Source organism: Tunturibacter gelidoferens, from assembly GCF_040358255.1.
GTDB classification, from domain to species: Bacteria; Acidobacteriota; Terriglobia; order Terriglobales; family Acidobacteriaceae; genus Edaphobacter; species Edaphobacter gelidiferens.
In genome coordinates this window covers 2878711-2891505 of the sequence record NZ_CP132938.1, presented here as the reverse complement: position 1 = coordinate 2891505, position 12795 = coordinate 2878711, and the positions used below count along the sequence as shown (strand labels likewise).

The 12795-nt window shown below is 56.2% G+C and carries 10 protein-coding genes and 1 pseudogene; 6 read left to right on the top strand and 5 right to left on the bottom strand.

Features of this window, described 5'->3' with window-relative positions:
• Positions 1 to 114 precede the first annotated feature (114 nt).
• Entirely contained in the window at positions 115 to 3291 is a 3177-nt protein-coding gene (locus RBB81_RS12915; protein ID WP_353070902.1) for an efflux RND transporter permease subunit, read from the bottom strand.
• 201 nt (positions 3292 to 3492) lie between these two features.
• Complete coding sequence (locus RBB81_RS12910; RefSeq protein WP_353073927.1) at positions 3493 to 4008, bottom strand: sigma-70 family RNA polymerase sigma factor; 516 nt, start codon at positions 4006 to 4008, stop codon at positions 3493 to 3495.
• Between RBB81_RS12910 and RBB81_RS12905 the strand changes: the two genes are divergently transcribed.
• The 5 genes from RBB81_RS12905 to RBB81_RS12885 all read left to right on the top strand — a co-directional run bounded on the left by RBB81_RS12905 (position 3946) and on the right by RBB81_RS12885 (position 8673).
• On the top strand, positions 3946 to 4125 hold the full coding sequence (locus tag RBB81_RS12905; protein ID WP_353073974.1) for a hypothetical protein: 180 nt from the start codon (positions 3946 to 3948) through the stop codon (positions 4123 to 4125). The genes RBB81_RS12910 and RBB81_RS12905 overlap by 63 nt on opposite strands.
• A 465-nt stretch (positions 4126 to 4590) precedes the next feature.
• Complete coding sequence (locus RBB81_RS12900; protein ID WP_353070901.1) at positions 4591 to 6477, top strand: MHYT domain-containing protein; 1887 nt, start codon at positions 4591 to 4593, stop codon at positions 6475 to 6477.
• Entirely contained in the window at positions 6477 to 7091 is a 615-nt protein-coding gene (locus RBB81_RS12895) for a response regulator transcription factor (RefSeq protein WP_423248080.1), read from the top strand. The genes RBB81_RS12900 and RBB81_RS12895 overlap by 1 nt, the downstream gene beginning before the upstream one ends.
• Before the next feature lie 81 nt (positions 7092 to 7172).
• Positions 7173 to 7586, top strand: a complete 414-nt coding sequence (locus RBB81_RS12890) for a response regulator transcription factor (protein ID WP_353070899.1) — start codon at positions 7173 to 7175, stop codon at positions 7584 to 7586.
• Between the two features lie 40 nt (positions 7587 to 7626).
• Positions 7627 to 8673 (top strand): sigma-54 interaction domain-containing protein, encoded by a 1047-nt coding sequence (locus RBB81_RS12885; protein ID WP_353070898.1) that lies wholly within the window; start codon positions 7627 to 7629, stop codon positions 8671 to 8673.
• Positions 8674 to 8822: 149 nt separating this feature from the next.
• On the opposite strand, the pseudogene RBB81_RS12880 reads toward RBB81_RS12885, so the two are convergent.
• Both RBB81_RS12880 and RBB81_RS12875 read right to left on the bottom strand, forming a co-directional pair.
• Positions 8823 to 9500 (bottom strand): annotated as a pseudogene (locus RBB81_RS12880) (IS6 family transposase).
• Positions 9501 to 9762: 262 nt separating this feature from the next.
• Complete coding sequence (locus RBB81_RS12875; RefSeq protein ID WP_353070897.1) at positions 9763 to 10680, bottom strand: sensor histidine kinase; 918 nt, start codon at positions 10678 to 10680, stop codon at positions 9763 to 9765.
• 396 nt (positions 10681 to 11076) lie between these two features.
• On the opposite strand from RBB81_RS12875, the gene RBB81_RS12870 reads away from it, so the two are divergent.
• Entirely contained in the window at positions 11077 to 11337 is a 261-nt protein-coding gene (locus RBB81_RS12870; RefSeq protein WP_353070896.1) for a hypothetical protein, read from the top strand.
• On the opposite strand, the gene RBB81_RS12865 is transcribed toward RBB81_RS12870, so the two are convergent.
• Entirely contained in the window at positions 11314 to 12756 is a 1443-nt protein-coding gene (locus RBB81_RS12865) for an extracellular solute-binding protein (protein WP_353070895.1), read from the bottom strand. The two genes, RBB81_RS12870 and RBB81_RS12865, sit on opposite strands and share 24 nt — an antisense overlap.
• Positions 12757 to 12795: the final 39 nt, after the last annotated feature.

The following is a 12795-nucleotide window of genomic DNA, read 5'->3' as shown; positions in this document are numbered from 1 at the left end:
CATGGTTTGCGCGGACGCTTCCGAACTTCCACCTCATCCAATGGAAGTGCTTGCTCGCCGATCCGTCTTGCATCTTCGCTTCGAGGCAACATGATGACTCCCATTCTTTAGTGCTTACTGCGCATGTTTCGATTGAGCCGGATGCAGACGCGAACCTTGCAGCACGCTGAAAAATGCCGGGACAAAAAACAACGTCGAAACCGTCGCGAAGAGCAGCCCACCAATGACCGCCCGTCCCAGGGGAGCATTTTGTTCGCCGCCGTCTCCCAGCCCGAGAGCCATTGGAATCATTCCGATGATCATGGCCAGAGCCGTCATCAGCACGGGGCGAAAACGCGTGAAGCCTGCTTCCATCGCTGCGCTGACGGAATCACTTCCTTCCATCATTTTTTCCGTGGCAAAACTTACGACCAGGATGCTGTTTGAGGTCGCCACGCCCATGCACATAATGGCTCCCATGAGTGCGGGTACGCTCAGAGTTGTGTGCGTTATAAACAAGAACCAGGCAATTCCGGCGAGCGCCGCGGGCAGCGCGGAAATCATGATGAAAGGATCCAGCCAGGACTGAAAGTTGACTACGATCAGCAGGTATACGAGCACGATCGAGAACGCCAGTCCGCTGAGAAGGCCGACATAGGAAGCGCGCATCGTCTGAACCTGCCCACGGACAATAACTTGAGAACCGCGCGGTACTTGCTGGCGTGTGGCGTCAATGATCTTGTTGATGTCGCTGGCCACTCCCCCGAGATCCCGTCCCTCGACAGCACCATAGATGTCAATCACCGGCGCAACATTGTAATGAGAGACCACCGCCATTCCCGCTCCCCTTCGCATGGATACCAGACTGGCCATGAGCGACGGAGAGGCGGTCGAGTTGGTACCTGTGATCGGAATGTTCTCTATCTCTTGCAATGTGTCCGCGCGATATTGCGGCGTCTGGGTCGCAATTTGGTAACTAACACGATTTTTGGGATCTACCCAAAACGTAGGTGAAGTCTGGAAGCTCCCACTCAAGGACACCAGGAGATTTTGCGCTATGTCGTAGGCATTGAAACCAAGTTGTTCGGCCTTCGTACGTTCGACGCGGAAGCGCAGGTACGGCTCATCGAACGGTTGCTGGATCCGCAGATCTGCCGTTCCTGTAACATCTCTCATCTTCGCGAGCACTGCATTCGCATAGAGCCGGTTCCCTTCCAGGTTATTTCCCACGATTTGGACGTCGATAGGAGATGGCAATCCAAAATTCAGAATCTGCCCGACCATGTCGGCGGGGAGGAAAGCGAATGAAACGCCCGGGAACTCTCTCGGGAGTGTCAGACGAAGCTGATGAATATAGTCGGCCGTGGGATGGTGTTTGGCAGAAAGGGTCACCATAACATCGGCATCCGATGTCCCAACTGGGGCCGAATTACTGTAAGAGAGATTGATGCCGCTGTAGGGCAGACCTATATTGTCGATGACATTCTGGAATTCACTTGCCGGTATCTTCCGTCGAATCGACTGTTCGACCAGATCGCAGAGGTTGGCCGTTTCTTCAATCCGCATTCCGGTTGGAGCACGAAGATGAAGCTTGAAAGTGCCGCTGTCAACGTTGGGGAAGAAGTCCCGGCCTAGCCAGGGAATCAGAATTGCCAGAGAGCCGAGACTACACGCGAAGAACGCAATGAGGAAGACGCGCCGGTGATGGAGACATAGGTCCAGCAGTCTGCGATAGCCGCCATGAAATCTCTCGAACGCCTCCTCAAACCGCTTCTGAAGCCGCACCAGCGGATTACGGACGGCGGCATCCCGCGCCTCCACTTTTTCTCCCCGCAACAAGTACTTGGCCATCGTCGGAACGATGGTTCGCGAGAGAAAATACGAGGCCAACATAGCGAAAACAACTGCTTCGGCGAGCGGCACAAAGAGGTACCGCGCCACGCCGGACAGCAGGAACATCGGAGCAAACACAATGCAGATCGAAAGCGTGGCCACGAAGGCGGGTGTCGCGATTTGCGCAGCACTCTCAAGAACGACTTCGTCCATGTCCTTCTCTGGCTCTGCCTCCCGGTTGCGATTGATATTCTCTACTTCCACTGTGGCGTCATCCACTAGAATGCCGACCGCCAATGCGAGGCCACCGAGCGTCATGATATTGATCGTCTCTCCTATCGCACTGAGCACAAGGATGGACGTCAGAATAGCCAACGGGATCGAGGTCGCAATGATCAGGGTGCTACGCCAGCTGCCTAGAAACGTGAGAATCATGAAAGCGGTCAGACACGCGGCAATCAGCGTCTCCCTCACCACACCGCTGATCGCACCACGAACAAAAATTGACTGATCACCTAGCGGTGCTATCTGTAGCTGCGGTGGAACCGTTGTCTTAATTTGAGGCAGAAGCGCCTTGATGCCCGCGATCACGTTCAGCGTCGACGCATTCCCCGCCTTTTGGATCGTCAGTAATACCGAGCGCTGTCCGTTCACGCGAACGATATTGGTCTGTGGGGGAAAGCCATCGCGCACCCATGCCACATCTTTGATGTAGATCGTAGTGCTCCCGATCGTCTTGATCGGGATTCGATTCAGGTCCGCTATCGTCTGCGGTGCGGCGTTGGGAATGGAAACATCGTATTCCCTGGAACCAATTTTGGACGTTCCTGTCGGCAGGATCAGATTCTGTACGCTGATCGCATTGACTACATCCAGCGCGGACAGCCCCTTCGACTGCAACGCTGTCGTATTCAGATCCACCTGCACCTGGCGTTGTTTTCCGCCGTAGGGATAGGGAACAGACGCGCCGGGCACTGTGATGAGTTGCGTCCGAATGAAATTCAGGCCATAGTCGTTTAGTTCTTGCTCTGAGAGATTTTGCCCCGAGAGGGCCAACTGGAGGACAGGCACACTCGATGCACTATAGGCAAGAATGAGCGGCGGCGTCGTTCCGGCAGGCAACTGCCTGAGCTGAGTCTGAGAAATCGCCGTAATCTGTGCAATACCCTGTTGAATGTTCGCGGTAGGCTGCAGGAACACTTTAACAACAGCAATTCCATACAACGACTGCGATTCGATGTGTTCGATGTTATCAACGGTGGTGGTAAGCGCTCGCTCTGTGACGCTGACGACGCGGTCGCTCATGTCTTCAGGAACGAGACCGTTATAGTTCCAGATGATGCTAACAACCGGAATGTCGATGTTCGGGAAAATATCCGTCGGGGTGCGAACGATTGCCAGCATCCCCATAATGAGGATAAGTATGGCCATCACCACAAAGGTGTACGGCCGCCGCAATGCAAGTCGAACGATCCACATAGAATTTCGTTCCTTTAGTCAGTTACCTACAAATGGCTGTCAGTTCGCCCTCCGTGATCTCGTTTACCCTCAGGTCCGCAGCTTGCAACTGCGCTGTAACGGCGCCTGGCCAATGCCTGCTTAAAATCTTGTGGCGCGGGAAACAGTGCTCCATCGCGATATCGTGTCGTGTTGTGCCCGAGAGGATCTGATTCTCGTTGCTTACTTCCTTGTCCCAACTGGCGAAGCAGTGCGGGTCGGGGTTGAACGAGGCTGTGCATCGAGAGCGTGGCCTATCAGCCGCCTGAGCCTCGCGCGCGCCCGTGATACATGGGCCTTCACTGTTACATCTGCCACTCCCAGAATCTGTGCTGCTTCGCTTGTAGTCAGCCCATCCAAGTCACGCAGTCGGAAAGCATACCCCGACGCGGGCGGAATCTCATCTATGAAACGCATGAGATGCCCATACAGTTCCGACTTTATACACTCATCTTCAGGACTTGGTCTGCGGTCCGCCAACCGTTCTGATACGCAATATCCTGGCTCTTCCCCAAATTGCTCATCCAGCGATATGTGGATCTGACGTGACCGTCTTCGCAATTGCGTCAGGGCGGAATTGATGACAATCGTGGTCAACCAGGTCGACATTTTCGACTGCCCCTTGAATTGGTCCAAATGGCGACAAGCGGACAGGAGTGCATCCTGAACCGCATCTTCCGCGTCGGCTGCGTTGCCCAGGTATCGATAAGCCCTTCTGTAAAACGACGGCAAGCTCTGCGTGAGAACGTCCTGCATATCCTGAGTTTCTTTTTCCAAGATGCAGACATCGAGGCGCTGCTCGCTTCCGAGGTTTGACTCTGTCGTTTGCATGTTGTCTGTGCCTCCCGGTGCGACTGCGAGATGCACGTCACTTGCCAAGTAACCGCCGGATGATTTAATTGCGTATTTTCAGCGGGATGAGTCAGCTGATGGGCTGAGGAGGGCCTCATCCAACTCCGGGCAAGTGTCGTGGAATTGACACAACGTCCGCATTTCGACGGGACGGTCTCTCCAAAAAGTGCTCCGTCCCTTCCAAATGAAGAATGCATGGGACACAAACCTCACTGCGGAGAGACATGACGGCCGACCGGCGATGGAAGCACGGCGAGTAAGTCGAGTAGAATTCAGGCCTGTCGAGGGTCAAATCTCTAGAGCAGCAAAGATAGGCGCATATAGCCGTCGTTCGAACCCGGCAAGAATTGGCGCTGGTGCTAGGGAGGCGGTTTAATTTGTTAATTGAAGCGCCACGACTGTTCCGCGTGGCAACCGGGATGGAGTCAAATGGCCGCAGTGAATTTGATTGGCTCGTACAACTACGCGCTCGTGGCGCTTTCGGTGTTGATCGCCATGTTTGCGTCGTACGCTGCTCTGGATCTCGCAGGTCGCGTAACGGCTGCGGGCGGTTGGACTCGCGCGGTTTGGCTGCTGGGCGGGGCCGGTGCGATGGGAACTGGCATTTGGTCCATGCACTACATTGGGATGCTGGCGTTCATCCTACCGATTCCCGTGGCCTACCATTGGACGACCGTTCTGCTGTCACTGTTTGCGGCCATTCTCGCGTCGGTCATTGCACTGTACGTGGTAAGCCGACAGAAAATGGGTGCATCCCGAGCGGTCGCCGGAAGTGTCCTGATGGGTGCGGGTATTGCGAGTATGCATTACATCGGCATGGCCGCCATGCGTTTACCGGCTATATGCCAGTTTAATTCCTTTCTCGTCGTCCTGTCCGTCGTATTCGCGGTTTCGATTTCTCTCGCCGCGTTAAGGATTACCTTTCATCTCCGAGATGAGAAAGCGGGGATCGGCCGGGAAAAGTTAGCCGGAGCAGTTGTGATGGGAGCTGCGATTCCCGTCATGCATTACACCGGCATGGCTGCTGCCAGTTTCACGCCCTCGGGCATGCCGGCGGACCTGACTCACGCCGTAAGCATCTCCGCACTCGGCACCGCCGGAATTGCCGTCGTCACCTTTATCGTCCTCGGGCTGGCTTTACTGACGTCCTGGGTGGATAGGCGATTCGCTGCCCAGACCTTGGAACTGCAGGAAGAGAAGTTGCAGCGAAGCGAAGCGTACTTGGCGGAAGCGCAAAGGCTCACGCACACAGGGAGTTGGGCCTGGCGGGTAGCGGGGAGAGACGCCTTGCACCTATCCGAGGAATGGTATCGCATTTATGGCTTCGATCCAGAAGATGGTCCCCCGGCTTTTGAAGAACGTCTGCAGCGAACTCATCCGGAGGATCGAGCCAAGTGGCTAGGGGCGATCGATCGAGCAATCGCTGAAAAGTCGAATTACGAAGTGGAATTCCGAATCCTTCTTCCAGACGGCTCTGTCAAACACATCCAGACCGTCGGCCATCCTGTTTTGAACGCATCCGGGGATTTGGCGCAATTCGTGGGCAGTTCGACCGACATTAGCCAGCGCAAGCTCGCCGAAGAAGCGCTTCGCCAGGCGCGAGCGGACCTCGCACACGTCAGCCGGGCGACCACAATGGGAGAGCTGACTGCCTCCCTGGCGCACGAAGTAAATCAACCGATTGCCGCTGCCGTCACGAACGCCAACACGTGTCTGCGCTGGCTGACGCGCGACCAGCCCGATCTGGAAGAGGCCCGCGAAGCTGCAGCAAGAATCGTCAAGAATGGGACACGCGCGGCGGAGATCATCAAGCGGATCCGCATGGTCTTCACCAAGGACACTCCAGAATGGGAGTTGGTTGACTTGAATGACGTCATACGAGAGATGATTGTCCTCCTGCGCAGTGAGGCAACGCGACACTCCATATCAATCCGGACGGAACTCACCGCGGATCTTCCCGCTGTCATGGGTGATCGCGTGCAGTTGCAGCAGGTCATGATGAACCTCATCATGAACAGCATCGATGCAATGAACGATGTGGCTGGGCCACGCGAGCTCGCCATCAAGTCGCAGCGAGCTGAAAACGAACAGCTTATGGTGTCCGTCTGCGATACCGGCGTAGGGCTGCCCGCCCAGCAGGTGGACCAGATATTCAATGCATTCTTTACTACGAAGCCTCGCGGCACCGGGATGGGACTTCGCATCAGCCGCTCCATCGTTGAGGAGCATGGCGGCCGTCTATGGGCTGCCGATAACTCTCCGCGGGGCGCGAGCTTTTTCTTTGCCTTGCCCACCTCAGTCGAGGGACACGAATGATGTCCGCAGGCGCTCCCACGGTGTTCGTCATCGATGACGATGCAGCTGTCCGAGCATCGATCAAAGGCCTGCTAAAGTCGGTGAACTTGCGGTCCGAAGCCTTCGGGACGGCGGAAGAGTTCGTGCATAGCAAGCGACCGGACGGCCCGGGTTGCCTTGTTCTCGACGTGAGACTTCCTGGAGTCAACGGTCTGGACTTTCAGCGAGAATTAGCTGACGCGGGCATCCGGATTCCCATCATCTTCATCACCGGTCATGGAGACATTCCGATGACGGTGAAGGCCATGAAGTCCGGCGCGGTGGAGTTCCTGACCAAGCCCTTCCCGGACCAGGACTTGCTGAATGCAATTCATCAGGCACTGGAGCGCGACCGGGTGGTGCGCCAACAGGAGAGTGATCTTGCCGAGTTGCGCAAGCGCTACAGGTCGCTGACGCGGCGCGAGCGCGAGGTCATGAGCCTGGTAGTTTCGGGCATGCTCAACAAACAAGTAGCTTCCCAGCTCGGAACCAGCGAAATCACCGTGAAGATCCATCGCGGGAACGTGATGCGGAAGATGCAGGCTGAATCACTGGCAGAATTGGTCAGAATGGCGACGAAGCTTTTAGCTTCTTAGTCGGCGAGTAATACCAGCTTTTGAAATCTGCAGCTGCCTCCCTGATCAAAGTGCCCTTGGAGTCCATATACCTAAGTATGATTGCGCTTTGTTGGTCCCGCTACTAATGTTTCTGCCATGGCTGTTCAAGGAAAGGCCAAGCTGGTTGCGATTGTCGACGATGATGATTCGGTGCGCGGCGCATTGCATGGCATGCTGAAAGCGGTTGGATTGCCTGCGCTCGCGTTTGGGTCAGCGGAAGAATTTCTTAAGTCCGGACAGCAGCACCACATAGCATGTCTGATCACCGATATACGCATGCCGGGAATCTCCGGCCTGGAATTGCAAGCCAAGCTAAACGCTGATAATTGCAGGATTCCGACCATCTTCATCACGGCACACGGCGACGCACAAATGCGGATGCAGGCATTGAGGGCGGGGGCAGTGGAGTTCCTGGCAAAACCGTTTGACGATGAAGCCCTGCTCGAGACTGTCCGAGCGGCTCTAGAGAGTTGAGCCCGATAGGTAGCATGCACCCGGCGCCAGGAGGTTCACCGTGGGAACTTTCGAAATTATAGAAAATAGCGGTCAAGTTTCTTATGCGCGTCGATTCGAGCAACTCATAGGCAATAGCCCTGCTCTGGAAGCGGTGCTCGAACACGTCGAACGCGTCGCGCCTACAGATTCCACCGTTCTTATCCAGGGCGAAACAGGCACCGGCAAGGAGCTGATCGCGCGCGCGATTCACAACATCAGCTCGCGGTGTGGACGCTCATTCGTAAAACTGAATTGCGCTGCCATTCCGTTGGATCTGTTGGAAAGCGAGCTTTTTGGCCACGAGAGAGGCGCCTTCACTGGAGCCGTAGCGCAAAGGATTGGTCGTTTCGAACTGGCTGACAAGGGCACTATCTTCCTCGACGAGGTCGGCGATATTCCGTTGACGCTGCAGCCGAAACTGCTGCGAGTACTGCAGGAACAGGAGTTCGAGCGCCTGGGCAGCACTCGGACTCGCCAGGTGGACGTACGGCTGGTGGCGGCAACTAACCGTGATCTGACGGCGATGATGAAGCGGGGCGAATTTCGCAGCGACCTCTACTACCGTCTGAATGTGTTTCCAATCCTGCTGCCACCATTGCGGGCGCGCTGCGAAGACATTCCTGTCCTGGTGACTCATTTTGCCGAGATTTTTGGCCGTCGGGCGGATAGGCAAATCGAACACATTCCTCCGGAAACGATGTCTGCGCTCAGCTCGTATCAGTGGCCGGGGAATATCCGCGAGCTGCAGAACTTGATCGAACGTGCTGTGATCCTCTCAAACAATGGGGTGCTTCCCAATCCTCTGCCGACGGCAGCGTCTCAGGGTGTCATCATCCCTCCCACTGTAACTACTCTAAGGGACTCCGAACGCGCTCTGATTTTGCACACGCTTGAAGCCGTTGGTTGGGTGATCGGCGGCCCGAAAGGCGCAGCTGCCAAACTCGGATTGAAGCGCACCACTCTAATCTGCAAGATGCAGAAGCTGGGGATCTTCCGGTCGTGTCTCCAAAGCAGCCAGGATGTGATTTGGCCCGCACCGCAGGAGCCGGCCTTGCTGCCGTCATAATAGTTAGCGCCACGTTCGCAATTGTATTGCTGAGAGAAAGCTTCGCGGGCTCATGTTCCCAAGTTCTGCCAATTCGTCTCAAGCTCTTCGCGTGGGTTCTGTCGCGATAAGGATGTTTGAACGATCAAAGGCCGATATGATCAGGCTGCCTATGCTGCCAAGGAGTAAAACTGCTGTGCGGGGGTTTGTCCCCTGCCGCCGTTCTTCATTTGTCCTTTCCTGATCATGTGCATGAGTTCGATGCCGGAGAGGAGGATGCGGGCGCAGCGAAAATCCTTGAAGCCGAGCATCGGTCTGGTTCGGCGTTTTATGGCAACGGTGGTCTTGCTCGACGATGTTGTTCAGGTACTTGACCTGGCGCACGACGATCCCCTTCCCTCGTCCGGCGTTCATGGCTTCGAGAGCCGCCACATTCGAGCCGCTCTTATCGATGGTTACTTTCTCTGGTGCGCCGTTACGCTTGACCGCCTGTTCGAAGAACCTTCGTGCCGCGACCTTGTCGCGATGCGCCCGCAGCAAGAAATCGACGGTGTCGCCTGCCTTATCGACAGCACGGTACAGATACTTCCACTCGCCCTTAACCTTGATGTAGGTCTCGTCCATCCGCCAGCTCCTCCGACCTTGCGCTTGGAGCGCCGGAACGCCTTCTCCAGGACTGGCAACAATTTGATCGCCCAGCGGTGCACGGTCGAGTGATCAACGGAAATCCCGCGCTCGGCCATCATCTCTTCCAAGTGCCGAAGACTCAACGGATACGCGCTATACCAGCGAACACAGCGCAGAATCACATCCAGAGGATAGTGCAAGCGCTTTAAGACCTTTGCCATCTCTGGATTCAACGTCTGTCTCATCGCTCCCCAACACCTCGCCGTCTGTGCAAAGAATAGCAAAGCGCTCTATTGCGACAGAACAGGCGAAAGTCTTTCGGCTTTATAACCGTGCCCGCTCCAGTTCAAGACTGAGTTCTTCGATCTGCTGCTCGGCAGTGGGTTTGCCGATGCGCCCATCCGCTAGCGGCACATTTCACCCCACAGTCTGGATCTCAAACCATCGATACCCCCAGCCGTGCGTATACTCCGACGGACGCACTCAAACGACCGGGTTGTTGTCGTGAGTGCCGTCAGCAGCATCAGTGCGATCTCCAGACACAACTGGGTCGCATGTCGCGCCGTTGGCAGGTAATGTGAAACAAAATCTCGCGCCTCGCGGAGGGTTGTCAGCAGCCCACAAGCGGCCCCCGTGCGATTCAACAATGGAGCGACTGATCCGCAGTCCCATGCCCGTGCCGCGCGCCTTGGTGGTAAAGAACGCATTAAAGATCTTGTCGGCCTGCTCCAGTGGAAGCCCCACGCCGGTATCACTGACCGATATCAACACCTGACCGTCCTCGCTGCGCTGTGATTCGATCATGAGTTCGTGGGTCCCATCCACATCCTTCATCGCATCGATGCTGTTCATCATCAGGTTCATGAGCACCTGCTGCAGTTGCACGCGATCTCCCATGACTCGAGGGATGTCTGCAGCCAGTTTCGTCCGAACGAAAATAGCGAATTGAGTTGCCTCGCTATGCAGGAGAAGTGTCATCTCTCGAACAATCTCGTTTGGATCGACCAACTCCCGTTGCAGCGTACCCTTCTTAAAAAGCAGGCGGACGCGGTTGACGATCTCGCCCGCACGCCTTCCGTCTTGTACGATTCTCGCCGCGGCCGCGCGCGCCTCCTCCAGATCGGGCTGCTCGCGGGACAGCCAGCGCAAGCACGTATTGGCGTCGGTGATGGCTGCCGCAATCGGTTGATTGACCTCATGCGCCAAAGAGGCACTCAGCTCTCCCATGCTGCTCACCCGGTTGGCGTGTGCGAGATCCGCCTGCGCCTGCCGCAGCGCCTCCTCCGCTTGCTCCCGCTCGGCGCGCGCTTCCCCCCGAAGTTCAATAATCCGTAGCGCTGTGGCCCAGCCAAAGAAGGCGGCGGTGAACAGGGTAACGAATCCTGTGACGATTGCTGCCAAGATGATGCGACGTTCTACGATCTCAATATTTAATGCGGCTTGCGTGCGCTGTTCTTCGACGTCGCGGGCTACGTCTCTGACGAGCTGCGAGCTAAGGTATTCAAGCCGCTGAACTTGATCGTCGGTTCGACTGCGTACGTCCGCCCACTCTCCCGAAGTCGCTAACGCACTGATCGCATCCAAATGAGACAGTAGGGTGTTCTCGATTGTTTCGATCGTTGGAAGCACTGTTTCGTCTACCTTGACCGCGGAAGGCAAATGACGGAACGCTGCCTCAGTGCGTTGAGTCTCATCGAGTACAGCGCTCCTGAGTGCTTCCGATACTGCGATGAATTGATCCTGGTCCTCGGATCGCGCCGCATGGCTTAGCCTTTCGTAAAACGAGAAAAGCTCTCCATGGACGCGCAAGACCTCGATCAGTTCTCCGTCGACTCCCTTCAGGAGTTCAACTTGCGAACGAACCTCGCGCAACTGCCAAAGCAGAACGCCATCGCAAGCGACCATTATTCCAATCAGAAGGGCAAAGCAGAGCGCAAGGTGACGACCGATTTTGAATCGATAAAGAACGGGGCTAATGCTCGCCTGCCTCATCCAGCCACTCCAGAAGTGTTAGCGAACGGGTCAAACAGCACTCTACTTCAAGGAATCGTGCGCTGACGCAGTCGTTGAAGCGGCAGCCGGCCGCGCGCCGGAGACCCTGCCTAAGCTCTTCTGCGTCGGAACGCGGTTCCGGCTCGGCGGTCCTGTTTTGAAACCGGTGATCCGCACCAATTCCCGTTCCAGCGATGCCGCAGCCTCTGGCGCCCTGCTTTGTCCCAGCAACACAGAGTGCACTGCCTGAATATAAGCTCGCGAAACTTCTTCGTATTTTTCTCCTGCAACTGTAGAGGGTCGAGCGACTACGCCGCTCACCTGCTGTTTCCCGGTTTCGGCCGAACTTCGTTTTGCTCGCAGGATCGCGGTCGGATCATACAACTCCGGCCAGTTCCGTGACTCGTAGTCCGCGCGCGCCTCTTCGATCTCGATCTCTCGATGGATCAAAAATCGGATCAGGTGCAGCGCCTCAGCACTGTGCCTTGACGATCGCGAAAGCCCGAGTCCAAAACCGCCCAACGTCGCTGCTTGCGCATTCTTTCCCGCGGGAATGCTCGTGATTGCGATCGTGTCTCGAACCGACGGAATATCGCGGACGCTGAGAAGATAAGTCCGCGCCCACCCACGATAAAAAGCGGACGTTCCCCTGTGGTAAAAGTCGTTGATGGCATCCCATTCCTGGAGAGAGGTCACGAACGGGGGCGAGATCCAGCCTATCCAATGGGCTGCGCGTTGCCAACTGCGGATCGCATCAGGATTATTCACGCTAATGTTGCCGTCGGCTTCGATGATACGCCCCCCACCTTCAGAGACCTGCCATTCCAGGGCGTTACAGGTCAAGCCTTCGCCGGCCGCACCTGGCCATAGAAATCCCCAAAAATCTTTTTGGCCTCTGGCGCGCTCGCCCTTCTGGATCCTGGCGGCCATTTGCTCGAGTTCGTCCCACGTACGGGGCGGCGTCGCGTACCCATACCGTCGGAGCAAATCCCTTCGGTAAAATAGGACTCCGATATCGGAATGGTAAGGCGCGGCGACCAGTTTCCCCTTGACCGTGTAACTGGCGGCGACATCGGCGTTGATCGAAGAGAGTTCCGTCGCCAAATACGGCTTCAGGTCCATCAATTCTTCGCTCAAAACTCCGGGCCAGATCACATCGACACCCGACACGTCCGGAGTGGAGCTTCCCTGTCGGAGTAGCTTCCGGACCAGGTCTAACTGGTCTAACGTGGTCTCCGGGGTCGGCAGATGCTTGACACCAATTCCCGTCTCCTGCGTGAAATCCTTCAATCTGTCGTCTGCGACGACAGTATGTTCGGTCAGGTCGTGCGACCACTCTGGGTCGACGAACGTGACCGTCACGGATTCCTTAGATAGTGGATGCTCTCCATGAAGAATCAAAGAGAAGAGGAGAATGCACACGATCCTGGCAGTCTTCGTCGAACGCGGCCATGAGACTTTACAAATACCGATCGTGAGGCCCATTCGACAACCCCCAAAAGGTTTCTGATTATATCGCAGGCA